Annotated in this window: 12 protein-coding genes; 7 read left to right on the top strand and 5 right to left on the bottom strand. The window is 61.9% G+C overall.

Features of this window, described 5'->3' with window-relative positions:
- The first annotated feature begins 157 nt into the window (after window positions 1-157).
- A complete protein-coding gene (locus ACWJJK_RS02335; protein WP_086133621.1) occupies window positions 158-748 on the top strand; it encodes a hypothetical protein in 591 nt (196 codons plus the stop codon).
- A gap of 558 nt (window positions 749-1,306) precedes the next feature.
- Here the strand turns inward: ACWJJK_RS02335 and ACWJJK_RS02330 are convergent.
- On the bottom strand, window positions 1,307-2,110 hold the full coding sequence (locus ACWJJK_RS02330) for an SDR family oxidoreductase (RefSeq protein ID WP_210023723.1): 804 nt from the start codon (window positions 2,108-2,110) through the stop codon (window positions 1,307-1,309).
- A 119-nt stretch (window positions 2,111-2,229) separates the two neighbouring features.
- Between ACWJJK_RS02330 and ACWJJK_RS02325 the strand changes: the two genes are divergently transcribed.
- The 3 genes from ACWJJK_RS02325 to ACWJJK_RS02315 all read left to right on the top strand — a co-directional run bounded on the left by ACWJJK_RS02325 (window position 2,230) and on the right by ACWJJK_RS02315 (window position 4,267).
- A complete protein-coding gene (locus ACWJJK_RS02325; protein ID WP_086133623.1) occupies window positions 2,230-3,198 on the top strand; it encodes a LysR family transcriptional regulator in 969 nt (322 codons plus the stop codon).
- Window positions 3,199-3,275: 77 nt separating this feature from the next.
- The gene (locus ACWJJK_RS02320; RefSeq protein ID WP_347258853.1) at window positions 3,276-3,803 is read left to right on the top strand and encodes a GNAT family N-acetyltransferase; all 528 of its coding nucleotides are present in this window, start codon (window positions 3,276-3,278) and stop codon (window positions 3,801-3,803) included.
- A 32-nt stretch (window positions 3,804-3,835) separates the two neighbouring features.
- The gene (locus tag ACWJJK_RS02315) at window positions 3,836-4,267 is read left to right on the top strand and encodes a hypothetical protein (protein ID WP_454128619.1); all 432 of its coding nucleotides are present in this window, start codon (window positions 3,836-3,838) and stop codon (window positions 4,265-4,267) included.
- A gap of 460 nt (window positions 4,268-4,727) precedes the next feature.
- Here ACWJJK_RS02315 and ACWJJK_RS02310 read toward each other — a convergent pair whose 3' ends face one another.
- The 3 genes from ACWJJK_RS02310 to ACWJJK_RS02300 all read right to left on the bottom strand — a co-directional run bounded on the left by ACWJJK_RS02310 (window position 4,728) and on the right by ACWJJK_RS02300 (window position 8,045).
- On the bottom strand, window positions 4,728-5,513 hold the full coding sequence (locus tag ACWJJK_RS02310) for a methyltransferase domain-containing protein (protein WP_347258852.1): 786 nt from the start codon (window positions 5,511-5,513) through the stop codon (window positions 4,728-4,730).
- Window positions 5,514-6,002: 489 nt separating this feature from the next.
- On the bottom strand, window positions 6,003-6,893 hold the full coding sequence (locus tag ACWJJK_RS02305; RefSeq protein WP_434110284.1) for a LysR substrate-binding domain-containing protein: 891 nt from the start codon (window positions 6,891-6,893) through the stop codon (window positions 6,003-6,005).
- Window positions 6,894-6,950: 57 nt separating this feature from the next.
- Window positions 6,951-8,045, bottom strand: coding sequence for a DUF3047 domain-containing protein (locus ACWJJK_RS02300; protein WP_156880803.1), 1,095 nt, complete (start codon window positions 8,043-8,045; stop codon window positions 6,951-6,953).
- 143 nt (window positions 8,046-8,188) lie between these two features.
- On the opposite strand from ACWJJK_RS02300, the gene ACWJJK_RS02295 reads away from it, so the two are divergent.
- Window positions 8,189-8,992 carry a helix-turn-helix domain-containing protein gene (locus ACWJJK_RS02295; RefSeq protein ID WP_168175555.1) on the top strand — a complete coding sequence of 268 codons (804 nt, stop codon included), beginning with the start codon at window positions 8,189-8,191 and terminating at the stop codon, window positions 8,990-8,992.
- 262 nt (window positions 8,993-9,254) lie between these two features.
- On the opposite strand, the gene ACWJJK_RS02290 is transcribed toward ACWJJK_RS02295, so the two are convergent.
- Complete coding sequence (locus ACWJJK_RS02290; RefSeq protein WP_133717865.1) at window positions 9,255-10,685, bottom strand: aminotransferase-like domain-containing protein; 1,431 nt, start codon at window positions 10,683-10,685, stop codon at window positions 9,255-9,257.
- A gap of 128 nt (window positions 10,686-10,813) precedes the next feature.
- Here ACWJJK_RS02290 and ACWJJK_RS02285 point away from each other — a divergent pair, with 128 nt between their 5' ends.
- Window positions 10,814-11,794 (top strand): DMT family transporter, encoded by a 981-nt coding sequence (locus ACWJJK_RS02285; RefSeq protein ID WP_454128618.1) that lies wholly within the window; start codon window positions 10,814-10,816, stop codon window positions 11,792-11,794.
- Complete coding sequence (locus tag ACWJJK_RS02280) at window positions 11,781-12,374, top strand: glutathione S-transferase N-terminal domain-containing protein (protein ID WP_434110287.1); 594 nt, start codon at window positions 11,781-11,783, stop codon at window positions 12,372-12,374. The genes ACWJJK_RS02285 and ACWJJK_RS02280 overlap by 14 nt, the downstream gene beginning before the upstream one ends.
- Window positions 12,375-12,499: the final 125 nt, after the last annotated feature.

The raw sequence follows: 12,499 nt of genomic DNA, 5'->3' as shown, positions 1-12,499 counted from the left end.
CCTCGCCCTATCCATCGACGGAAACTCGGAAAACCCGGTTTCTGCCCATGGTTCGCGTCGTCGACGAGCGATCGTTCGTCCTGAACTTGGCCAAGAACCGGATCGGAGTTTCCCGAAATCTTTCCCTCAAGGAACTCGTTAACAGGAAACTATCAAGATGCTCGACCGTTACTGTAAGCCTTTAATAGCTGCGCTGTTGCTGTCCGCATCGGGACTCGCCGAGTCCGCGATCACACTGGGGGTCATGCCGGTGGGCCGAACCGGGTGGTCGGTCGCGGTCGGCATCACGATATCCGGACTAGGCGCCGGCGAAGCGCCCTCGCTAGGCAGCTACGATCTGGATCTCAATTTCGATAGCAGCCATTTGGAATATGTCGGTACCAGTTTCGGCGATCCGGTGCTAGGGGACGAACTGGATGTTCTCGATTTCGGGGCAAACGTCACTTCGGTCGGGTCAAGCGGTAGCGGGGTGCTGAACCTGTTCGAACTGTCCTTTGATTCGCCGGAGGACTTGAATACCCTGCAGGCCGACAGTTTTACCCTGGCGGTAGTTAATTTTAATTTCCGGCAAGCCGGCAGCAGCCCATTGAGACTGGCCGTCAACGCACTCGGCGACGCGGACGGAAATGCGTTGACGGCCAACGTGTCGTCCGCGACCGTCGCTCCGGTCCCGCTGCCCTCCGCGTTATGGCTGATGGCCATCGGTTTGGCCGCGGTTTTTCGCGGCCGGGCGCATACAACGAATTGATCGGCTCTCAGCACCGAAGATAGGTGTTTATTAACCCGGCCTATAAATATAGGTCGGGTTAATCCGGGGCAGGGATGCCCCGGCGCGGCGACAAGCCGCGTGAGCCCAGGCCGGGCGTGTACCGGCCTGGGCGGCGGCCCGAAATACCAGGAGGGTATTTACGGGCCTGATCAATAAAGGACCGCACGGTTTGTTTCCGAGCCAGCCGGGCAACCCTGAATCTGCGCGCCCGCCGGTAGCCGAATCGGCACCGGGCGTCACAGATGGACCTGGAGAACAGGCTGGACAAGAACTACCGGGAACCCGGCTCCGGAGCGGATGCGCGGGGCATGAATCCCGTAGCCGGCGTGCGCCTGGAGTTATGAACGGCCGGCCTGACGGCGAGAACGCCGGAACTCCCCGCCCAAAGGCGGATAGGAAAATCCGGCGTCGTCGTGACCGCTCCCGCGGAGATGCGTCGGCAGCCTGCAAGCTCGTTTCGCCGGGATATTATCGGCGAAGCTCCGCCATACCGAGTTCGCTCGGCTCACGCCGGAGAAACGAATCGCAGGGCTATGGTCACCAGCCGAGCTGCAGCTCGGGCGGATGTCCGGCGTCCATCAGGGATGCGCCGCCGTCGGCGAAAAGTATTTGGCCTGTAATCCAGCCGGCGTCCTCCGAGCAGAGCAAAGCCACGGCATTGCCGATGTCGGCCGGCGTGCCGAGCCGGCCCATGGGGGTCCAGCCGCGGGTATGCCAGCGCCGGATGGCGTCCTGTGCCGGTTCGGGCAGGCTGTTCAGCACGCTGTCCTCGATCCAGCCGGGACTGACCGCATTCACCGTGATGCCTCGCTTGGCCAAAGCCACGGCAAAGTAGCGGACGAGCGACTCCAGCGCCGCCTTGGCCGAACCCATGGCAACCCAGGGTTGCAGGCTCCCGGTGCGGCCACCGGGCGAGTGGGTTATGGCGACGATTCGGCCGCCGTCGCGCATGAGCTGCACTGCCTGCCGCACTGCGACGAGAAAGGCTTTGACCTGGGAATCGAAGGCCGAATCCCACTGTACGGGAGTGATTTCGAGGGGCGGATAGAAGAATTCGGCGGCTTCGGGCCGGGCGTTGGCTACAAATATGTCGAGCCCCTCGAATCGCTCGCCGACTTCATCGAACATCCGGGCGATTTCGGCCGGGTTCGAAATGTCTGCCTGGACGATGAATCCGTCCGCGCCACGCAGGCGTACTTCGGCCAGGGTGTCATCGGCAGCCTTCCGGTTGCGGTAATAATGAATGGCGACATCGGCGCCCTGAGCGGCGAGTTTGAGAGCGATACCCTTCCCGATGCCACGGGAACTGCCCGTAATCAGGGCTTTTTTGCGATAAGACATGGTGACCTCCGAACGATAGAGACTGCGGGTCGCTCTAAAAGCACTGTTTAGAGCTCTTAGAGCTTTCCGCCGCGGTTTGAATTCTGAGGATCGTTTTTCTATTATTCAAATCGATTGTTATGATTGAAAACATCAACGAAATCGATTTTAGAAAGGCGGACCTGAACCTGCTGCCGGTATTCAGCGCTCTCCTGAAGGAACGGAGCGTGACGCGGGCGGCCGGCCGCCTATATCTCGGCCAGCCTGCGGTGAGCGCGGCGCTGATGAGACTACGGGAAATGTTCAAGGACGAGCTTTTCCTGAGAACGGCGAAAGGCATGGAGCCGACTGCCAGGGCCTTGGAACTTGCGGAACAGCTCGGTCCGGCGCTCGAAATCATCCATCGGGAAATGTACGGGACTCCGCGCTTCGATCCGGCCACCGCCGAGCGCAGCTTCCGCCTCGGCATGCCGGATAGCATCGAGGTGGCGCTCTCCCCGAGCCTGATCGAGCGCATCCAGCGCGAGGCGCCCGGTGTGCGTGTCGCGATCCGTCTCGCGGGGCATGAACAGGGAGCGAAACTACTGGACAACCAGGAAATAGACCTCGGCGTCTCGCGATTCACGGACGTGGCGAGCTGGCACCGCCAGGAGAACCTTTACCGGGAAGGCTATGTGTGCCTGTTCGACGGCGCGCGGCTGGGCATACCCTCGCCCATCGGCCTGGAAGACTATCTCGCCCTGCCCCATCTCCTGATGTCCTTCTCCGGAGGCTTCGAAGGCGTCGTGGACGAAGCGCTCGCGCGCCGAAATTTGCGACGGCGGGTTTTACTTTCAACCACGCGCTTCTCCGCCCTGCCCTTCATCCTCAAGGAGGCCGACGCCATCGCCACCCTGCCGGCGTCCATGGCGCGGCGCTGCGCAGAAGCGTTCAAGCTCACCCTGAGCCCCGCGCCGATCGAGATCGAGACCTTCACGGTTTCGATGCTCTGGCACGCCCGCCACGACCGGGACCCCGGCCACATCTGGCTGCGCGAGGCGGTGAAACGCATCGTGCGGGTCGAGGCGAATCCGTCGATAGACGACACCCATCGAGTTCAGGGCACGTAAAGCCGGTTTGAGAACCAACACCGACGCTCCCCTATGCAGTGAATAGATATTGTTGGTTTTTACCCAGGAGAAAACCCATGCGGACCGAATTCGAGCATGGCGTGATCCGCGATTGGTCGGAGCACGACAAGGCCGATCTCGTGGCGCTTGCCAATAATCGCAAGATATGGCGGAATCTGACCGACCGATTCCCCCATCCCTACACGGAAAGAGACGCGAACTGGTGGATAGCTCATGTCGCCGGGATGCCCGTCCGCACCTCATGGGCCATCGAAGTGGACAGCCGCGCCATCGGCGGAATCGGCATCGACCCGCGGGAGGGCATTTATGCCAAATCCGCCGAATTCGGCTATTGGCTCGGCGAGCCGTATTGGGGACGGGGGATTGCTACGGCCGCGGCCCGCGCGCTCGTGCCGGAAATTATGTCGCGATTCGGCCTGATTCGCCTGGAAGCCCGCGTGTTTGCGTGGAATCCGGCCTCCATGCGGGTGCTGGAGAAAGCCGGGTTCAAACGGGAAGGGGTAATGCGGCGTGCCGCCTTCAAGGACGGCGTCCTTATCGACCAGGTCCTCTACGCCTATGTCGAGGAAAACATCGACGTATAATCGGCCTGCCGTTTCCTTCTCCCGAATCCATCATGCTCAAACCGAACCAAGACATGAACCTGAACCCAAGACGTCTTCTTCTCGCGACCGCCGCCATCTTCGTATTCGCATTGCTCTGGAACGGTCTGGTCCACATGGTGATTCTCCGCGACGCCGATGCCGCGTTGGCCGGTATCGCCAGGCCGGAGGCGGAAAGGAGCTTGTGGCTGTCGCTGCTGCTCACGGCCGGCATCGCATTGCTCTTCGTCCTGAGCTACATTCGCTGCGCACGGAACGGCGGCATCAAGGAAGGGCTGGTTCACGGCCTGTCCTTCGCCGTTCTCGCCGGACTCTTGGTGGATCTCAATCAATACCTGCTGTACCCCGTTCCGGGAAGCCTGGCGGCACAATGGTTTCTGTTCGGCGTGGTCGAGTTTGCCGTTTATGGGATTCTGGCCGGCTGGCTTTACCCGAAAATATCGTAGGCTGCCCACGGGTTTCCTCACTTCCGAAGCGTCTGGCCGCCAGCTCCAGCTTCATGGGTATACAAATCACCCCTGAAACGTCGACCGCTGCGGATTGCCCATTCATCCATCGATTCGAGCAAACGGCCCGCCGCCTCTTCGGACGGCTCATGCGCGATGAACCTGCCGGTAAGAGCATTTTCATACCTACTGTACGGGAACTCGCGAGTAGGTCGGGAATCCCTTCCCGACGGTGAAGTTGGGCTAACGGGTTCGTCGGCAAAGGATTGCCGACCTACGAATGCTTGAAGCAATTCACCCGAGCCGAAGGCGCCAACGACTTCCGCCAAGCCTGTTTTGCCGTACGAGCGAGATGAAAACGCTCAAGCTCGCGAAGAAGTGCGCTGAGCTGATAAACGGCGCATCCTTCAGAGTCGCAGCTCTAATTTCCATCTACCTTTGCCCTTCAGCCAAAAGCGGCTCATTTTTTCGCTTCCACCTGGAGCCGCACCATGGCGACATGGACCCGTCCCGCGGTGTCGGGAGGATTTCCGGCCAGGTAGCGCTCGGCGACAGCGTCGATGAAGAGCCCCCGCCGCTCCGCCGGGACTCTCGACGTGTAGGGATGCCAGGCGGTGCGCAGCCAACCGATGAAGGCTTGGCGGCCGGCATGCACCATGTCCTTGTCGGTCAGCCGGACCCGCTCGGCGTCGAGCCCCGCCTCCCCTAGCCAGCGGCGATAGCTCTCCGCATCGTGGAAACCGAAGGTCGATTCGAAGTTCTCGAAATTCTCCCGCCACACGGGACCGTCCGCCACGGCCTCGAACGCCGCGATCAGCGCGGCGGCAGAGCCCCGGCCGCCCATCTCCATCCGGCAGCGGCCGCCCGGCTTCAGCGCACGGGCGATGCCGGCCAATACCGGCTCATGATCCCGGACCCAGTGCAAAGCGGCATTGGAATAGACCACGGTGAATTCCTCGTCGAAAGGCAGCGTCCGGGCATCCGCCTGCCGGAACTCGAGGTTAGGGTAATCCGACGCCGGAAACCGTCTTGCTGCATAGCCGATCATGTCTTCCGAAAGATCGACGCCGACCACGCCGCCGAACGGCACCCGCTGCGCCAGTTCCGCCGTGATTCGCCCGTCGCCGCAGCCGATGTCGAGCACCCGGTCGTCCGGGCGCAGGTTCAGGCCGCTCAACAGTTCGCGCGCCCAAGCTTCCTGACCGGCCGAATGGCGGGCATAGTCTTCCGGGTTCCAGCGATACATCGTTTTTCTCCTCATGGTGAATGGTCGCAAGCAAGAATGCCGAAAGAACGCATGGAGGAAAAACGATGTTTGGCGATGTCGCCATCGCGTCTCGCGATGGCCCGAATCAAACCGCCCCGCCGGCGAGATGATCCGGTCGCGGATACCGCCTTGGAAATCAAGCCGAGCGGCCTAATGTCGCGAAGGGATTCGCGACCTAGAGCGACACGGTCGTAGATCGGCAACCCTTTGCCGACTGAGCTGTGTCGGAAAGGAATTTCCGACCTATGGCAGCTGTGGCGCCGCACAGAACCGTAGATGCCACAGCGGCACGATCGTAGGTCGGCAATCCTTTGCCGACTGAGCTGTGTCCGAAAGGAATTTCCGACCTGCGGCAGCCGGCCGCACCATAGGACCGTGGATGCTCTAAGCCGCTCCTCCGGCGAGAGCTGTGTCCGAAAGGAATTTCCGACCTGCGGCAGCCGGCCGCCCCATAGGACCGTGGATGCTCTAAGCCGCTCCTCCGGCGAGATGATCCAGCAGCAGCCTTGCCGCCCCTGACAACCCCTCCAGCGAACGGACGCAGAGATGAAGCCGGCGCTTTGCCCAGTCATCGTTCAAAACGACCGGCACCAGTCCCAGCGATGCGGTATAAGGCGTCGTGGCGGCCCGCGGCACCACGCCGATGCCGAGCCCCGCCGCCACCATGGCGCAGACGGCGTCGAAGCTGGTAACCCGTATCTTGAGATTGAGCGGCCGGCCCGCATCGGCGGCGGCGCGGAGTAGCCGGTAGTGCAGCGAGCTGTCGCTGTGGAGCCCGACGAAATCCGAGTCCAGCGTCTCGCAAAAATCGACGCGCTCGCGCGAAGCCAGCGGATGGTCCGGCTGAACGATCAGGACCAGTTCGTCTTCGCGGAACGGAATCATCATGAGCCCGTCCTCGGCGGCTATCTCGCTCACGATGCCCAAATCGGCAAGATTGTCGGCTACGGCCCGGACGACGACGCCGCTCACGTGCTCTTCCAGGTGTACCTGAATCTCCGGATGGGCCGACAGAAACGAGGCGAGCGCCGAAGGCAGGAATTCCACGATGGCCGAGATGTTGGCGAATACCCGCACCTGCCCTCGAACTCCCGCCGAATAGCCGCGCAGCTCCCGGTCCAGTTGCCCGGCCTGATGCAGGACGGCGCGGGCGCGTACGAGCAATGCAAGGCCGGCCGGCGTCGGCGCGACGCCCTTGCTGCTCCGCACCAGCAGCGCCGTACCGTACCCCGCTTCGAGATCCGACAGCCGCTTGCTGACGGCCGAAGCGACCGTATGACAGTGCTCGGCCGCCTTGGCGATACTGCCGGCCTCGGCCACGGCGACAAACAGTTCGAGATCGCGTAAATCGAAATGCATGGATTGGTCCCGTCAACGATAACGCCGTTGCGTTAAGCCGCCACGACGCAGCCGGGCTTATTGTATCGACGTCACCCCTTCCCTCGTCACGAACTCGATGCCGGAATACCGGCATTCTCCTTCCCGCCCCTGAAAGAAGCTCACTGCGATCAGCCACACCCGCACGATGCGAGCCGGCGGCGGGCCGCCGATGAAGTCCAGGTAATCGCGGTGGACATCGCGCTCCTCGTTGAACCAATCGCCCAGACCCTCGCGGCCGGAACGGATCGCCACATGGGTTTCGCGCGCGGTCCAGGTGGGAATCGGGCAGCGGTAGGCGGTGCCCACGGGCAGCTCGGCGCTCCAGTAATAGGTGATGTCCTGGCCGTTGTCGAATTCCACGGCGATGCTCATGTAATCGTGGGTCGCGAGCGTGTCCTCGCGCACCTCCGAGGGCAGGCGATCCATGCGCCAGGCCCAGCGCAAGCGCGTGTTCGGCTCGAATGGCAGGGAAACGTCCTTCTGCAACAAACCCACATCGCGATGGGTGTGGCAGCAGATGGCCGGTTCCTTTTCCGGAGTCCGACAGGATCGGTAGATTTCCGCAGGCCCCACGAACCACAGATAGTTCCAACCTGGCGGCGGGACGACCGGATCGGTCAAACGGTCGATTTCGGACGCGACTAGGCCGTCCACGTCGCCGAGCGCCGCCAGCCTTTTCAGCCCTTCGATCGGTTCGACCCGCCAGCGTACGATCAAGGCCGCCAGGCAACCGCTCGCCTGCTCGTAGACTTCGTCCGGCGTCGCCAACTCGCCGGTTCGGGTGGCCCATTCGCCGGGAAAATAGCTGGCGAGATACAGCCGATCCGGCTTTTCTACGGCGAAGGTATTGCTCGCTCGGGTGCCGCGGAAGATTTCGCCGTCCGGACCGATTCGGCACCATAGCTGGAAATCGGCGCCGAACCAGAGATCGGTGCCCTTGAGGCAGGTCTTGCCCACGGCAAAGGTGGTCACCCGCTCGCCCGCGGACAAGTCGATGCCGGTATCCAGCCAGGGTTTTCGATCCGAGGGAATATCGATGAAGGCGTAATCGATCATATTGTCCTTTGAGAGCTGGCTCAGCAAAGCCTCGAAGCGCGCTTGAAAGTCCGTGCGTGTCAATGTGTCGTTCATGGAAATCCTCCCGGAAAAGTTCTGGAAAACGCCGGTTCCGGTTCATTATGATGGACGGCGTATCACTATGGATTGCCGAGCCGCCAGACCGTCTCCGCCTATGGCCGGCGCTCGGGATTGTACTCACGTCTCGCCGACAGGACTTGCATAAACTGGCTATGCGCGCGCTTTATCCCGGGACTTCGCAGCTTTACATGGGACACGGACGGGTACTCTATTGCGGTCCGATCCAGCATCTGGAAACCCACGTCTATGGCGCCAACATGCTGCACGTGGGCATCTATCGCCCGTTTCGGATCAGGCTGGCAGACGGCGAATGGCGGAGTTGCCGTTGCGCGGTGGTGCCCGCGGGGATTCGGCATGCCCTGGATATGGCCGGCGGCGTGCACGGAAAGCTGTTCGTGGAGCGAAACGGCCCCGACGCGACAGGATTCCGGAAGCGTTTTCCGTATTCGGAAACGACAGTAAGGTTTTTCGAGGATGCGGAAACGATCGAATGCTTTCGCTGGGTCCACGAGGAAGACCCGAACCGTATCGCCGTCGAACAGCGCCTGGATCGGCTGCTGAATACCCGCGATCAGCCGCCGATCGAGTTGGATGAACGCATTCGGCAGGTCATCGAGCGAATTTGCCGCGAGCCGGACCGGAATTTCTCGCAAGAGGAGTTGGCGAAGCTGGTCGACCTTTCACCCTCCCGCTTCCTTCATCTGTTCCGCCAGTGCACCGGCCTGCCTTACCGTCGATTCCGTCTGTGGAAGCGGATGGTGTCGGCCTTGGAACTGCTGCATGCCAGCGACACTCTGACCCGCGCCGCGCTGGACGCGGGTTTCGCCGACGCGACGCATTTCAGCCACAGCTTTCGCGATACCTTCGGCGTGAACCCCGCGCCCGTTTTCAGGAATATCGGCCGCTTCGAAGTGAGCCCCGAAATGGTGGATAAACGATAAGCGTCTTCGTCGGCAAGGGATTGCCGACCTACAACCGTGCCGCCCGGTAGGTCGGGAATCCTTTCCCGACGCCGCATCCCGACCGAGCGTCTTCGTCGGCAAAGGGTTGCCGACCTACAACCGTGCCGCCCGGTAGGTCGGGAATCCTTTCCCGACGCCGCATCCCGACCGAGCGTCTTCGTCGGCAAAGGGTTGCCGACCTACGAAGGTTTGAGTCGATCTATCCTGACTGTAGGCGCCAACGACTTCCGCCGGGCACGTTTCAGTCGTCGAAATCCGTTCCGGAATCCCGGCCGGCAAGCCCCTCATCCAGAAACCGGAAAATGGCCGGATTCCCGCAACCCGCGGCATTGAAGCGCAGCCAGGGCGAGGCTTCCTGCTGAGGTCTGAACAGAGCGCCCGGTGCCAGCATGATGCCCTGCTTGGCCGCCGCCGCGGCCAGCGACGTGGCATTCTCGGACGCATCGCGGCGAGCCCAGATGAACAGTCCGTCCTCCGCGTCCTGGTAAATTTCCAGCCCGCTGCTTTCGAGGTTTCTGACCGCCTCGCCGCGCGCCTTGCGGAGGCGTGAGCGCAGTTTTTCCAGGTGTTTCCGGTAATAGCCGTCGGTAAGGAGTTCGTAGACCAGCCGCTCGTCGATTTCCGAGGTGGTCAGGCTGGTCAGGAGCTTGAGATCGGTGAGACTCTCGGCGATTTCGTACTTGCAGGCCAGAAAACCGACCCGGAGACTTGCGGAAACGGTTTTCGAAAAACTGCTGACGAACAGCACCCGCTCCAGCTGGTCGAGCGTCGCAAGGCGCGTCGCCTGTCCGGTCAACAAATCGCCGTAGATATCGTCCTCCACGATCATCAGATCGTAGCGCTCGGCCAGTTGCAAAACCCGGTAGGCCACCGCCTGGGTAATGCTGACGCCGGTCGGGTTGTGGAGCAGCGTGTTGGTGAAAAATACCTTGGGCCGGTGCTCCTCGATGAGGCTTTCCATCGCGGCGGTATCCGGCCCCTGAGTAGTCCAGGGTACGCCGACCAGCCGCGCCCCCGAAAGCTTCAGGTAACCGAACAGGGTGTAATAGCCGGGATCGTCCACCAGCACGGCGTCGCCCGGTTTGACGAACAGCCGGCTGATCAGGTCCAGGGCATGAGTGGCCCCGCGGGTGGTGACGATCTGCCGGGGAGAGCAGCCGATGCCCTGATCGTCGAGCCGCCGCGCCAGCAGGGACCGCAGCGGTTCGTAGCCGGCCGGCAGACCGTATCCGGTCAGATAGGTGCCGCTCTTGCGGGCGAGGGTGCGGAGGCTGCGCTGAATGCCCTCGCCGTCCATCCATTCGCCGGGCAGCCAGCCGGCGCCGGGCATGGCGATGTGCGGCTGTTCCTGCAAGGCGTTGCGGAGCAGCCAGAGCACGTCCATGGCCCGCTCGAGCCGGCAGGACTGATTCACCGCAGCGCCGGATTCCGAGCGTTGAGCCACGTAAAAACCCGACCCCTGCCGGGATTTCAGATAGCCCATCGCCACCAGCCGGTCGAAGGCCTGGACCACGGTGAACTTGCTGACCCGGTGCTCGTTCGCGAAATGCCGGATCGACGGCAGGCGCGCGCCGGGCCGCAAGGCGCGCTCGTCGACGCGCTGCTTGATGCCCGCCACGATCTGTTCGATCAAGGGCCGGCTGTCGTGGGGATCGAGGTTGAGGGAATTCATGATTGTTATGGCTCCGCGACCGGTACAGGATGGCCGAACGGATCGTCAACTGTATCTGTATTGTCCGCCGGCGGCAATTTATTGTACGGCCACCACGCTACGAAAACACGCTCGGGGAATCGGTTGTCATGCAGTCGAACACGTCGAAGATACGCCGGGGTTGGCTTCTCGCTATTTTAGGAATTGCCGGCTTCAGTCTGACCTTGCCCGCAACGCGCGTCGCCGTCCTGCATCTCGATCCCTGGTTCGTTGCCTTTGGACGCGGCGTGCTTGCGTCTGGACTGGCGGCAATCGCTTTGCTGGTCACCCGGCAACCTTGGCCGAAGCGTCATCAGCTTCGAGGCTTAGCCTTGGTCGCATTGGGGGTCATCATCGGCTTCCCGGTGCTTTCGGCCTGGGCCATGCGCGAACTGCCGGCGTCCCACGGCGGCATCGCGCTTTCGGTCACGCCCTTGGCCACGGCCTGTTTCGGCGCGTGGTTGGCGGGCGAGCGGCTGCCCGGACGCTTTTGGATCGCGGCGCTGATCGGTGCGGCCGCGGTGTTCGCGTTCGCCTTCGAAGCCGGGGGCGGCAGCCTTCGCTCGGACGATCTCTGGCTGTTCGCGGCGTCTTTGCTGGCCGCGCTCGGTTATGCCGAGGGCGCCAGGCTGACCCGCATTCTGGGGGGCTGGCAGGTGATCAGCTGGGCCCTGGTGCTGTCGGTGCCTTGGTTGCTGGGACCGCTGTGCTGGATCATGGCGCATACCGATCTCTCGGCGCCGTTCGACGCTTGGGCCGGGTTCGCTTATGTCGCCGTGGTCAGCCAGTTCCTGGCATTCATATTGTGGTATCGCGGTCTGGCCGTGGGCGGTATCGCAAAGATCGGCCAGATACAACTGCTGCAGCCATTCCTGACCTTGGGCGCCTCCGCGTTATGGCTGGGGGAGGCGTTGAGCGGTTCGCTGCTCGGCGTGGCTGCCGTCGTAGTGACAAGCCTTTGGGTCAGTCAGCACTCTCCGATGCGGCAGTCGGCGGAAATCAAGCGCGAAGGCCGCCGAATTCGCCATTCAATGACATTACGGACCGAGAAAAATCAAATCTTAATGAGGAACGATCATGAAGCTTTATGACATGGAATTATCGGGTAACTGCTACAAGATAAGGCTGTTTTGTTCATTGTCAGGGGTGAACTACGAATCCATACCCGTCGACCTGATGAAGGGGGAACACAAGCAGGCGGCCTTCCTGGCCTTAAATCCGCGCGGCCAGGTTCCGGTGCTGGACGATGCCGGCACCGTCGTATGGGACTCCATGGCGATTCTGGTGTACCTGGCCAGAAAATACGGGGGCGAACGGTGGCTCCCTACCGAGGCGGAAACGATGGCCAGGGTCATGCAGTGGCTGGCCTTGTCGGAAAACGAAATCCTGTACGGGCTTGCACGGGCTCGGGCGGTAACCAAATTCAACCGTCCCTGGGATCTGGCGCAATGCCAGGATCTGGGAAGATCCGGATTGGGCGTCATGGAGAATCATCTCGAAAAAAATCGATGGCTCGCCGCCGACCACCCAACCATAGCGGATATCGCCTGTTATCCGTACGTCGCTCTCGCTCCGGAAGGCGGCGTCGTACTGGACGAATTTCCACACATCGGGCAATGGATCGCACGCATCCGGTCCTTGCCCGGTTACGTGGGCATGTCCGGTCTCTGATAGTCCATTCGGCATTTGAATGAACATTTATTGTGGTGGCTTAGCGGAACGTAACCCACCGACTCAAGGTGGCTTGGTCGAGCCGTTACGCCGGGAAAGGATTCCCGGCCTACTAAACCAACATT

This window comes from Methylocaldum gracile, from assembly GCF_053646815.1.
The sequence above is the reverse complement of the archived record's forward strand: the minus strand, read 5'-3'. Positions and strand labels throughout refer to the sequence as shown.

Bases quoted from the DNA above. Each gene is read 5' to 3' on its own strand.
- ACWJJK_RS02335 (WP_086133621.1), top strand. From the start codon at position 158: ATGCTCGACCGTTACTGTAAGCCTTTAATAGCTGCGCTGTTGCTGTCC.
- ACWJJK_RS02330 (WP_210023723.1), bottom strand. From the start codon at position 2,110: ATGTCTTATCGCAAAAAAGCCCTGATTACGGGCAGTTCCCGTGGCATC.
- ACWJJK_RS02325 (WP_086133623.1), top strand. From the start codon at position 2,230: ATGATTGAAAACATCAACGAAATCGATTTTAGAAAGGCGGACCTGAAC.
- ACWJJK_RS02320 (WP_347258853.1), top strand. From the start codon at position 3,276: ATGCGGACCGAATTCGAGCATGGCGTGATCCGCGATTGGTCGGAGCAC.
- ACWJJK_RS02315 (WP_454128619.1), top strand. From the start codon at position 3,836: ATGCTCAAACCGAACCAAGACATGAACCTGAACCCAAGACGTCTTCTT.
- ACWJJK_RS02310 (WP_347258852.1), bottom strand. From the start codon at position 5,513: ATGTATCGCTGGAACCCGGAAGACTATGCCCGCCATTCGGCCGGTCAG.
- ACWJJK_RS02305 (WP_434110284.1), bottom strand. From the start codon at position 6,893: ATGCATTTCGATTTACGCGATCTCGAACTGTTTGTCGCCGTGGCCGAG.
- ACWJJK_RS02300 (WP_156880803.1), bottom strand. From the start codon at position 8,045: ATGAACGACACATTGACACGCACGGACTTTCAAGCGCGCTTCGAGGCT.
- ACWJJK_RS02290 (WP_133717865.1), bottom strand. From the start codon at position 10,685: ATGAATTCCCTCAACCTCGATCCCCACGACAGCCGGCCCTTGATCGAA.
- ACWJJK_RS02285 (WP_454128618.1), top strand. From the start codon at position 10,814: ATGCAGTCGAACACGTCGAAGATACGCCGGGGTTGGCTTCTCGCTATT.
- ACWJJK_RS02280 (WP_434110287.1), top strand. From the start codon at position 11,781: ATGAAGCTTTATGACATGGAATTATCGGGTAACTGCTACAAGATAAGG.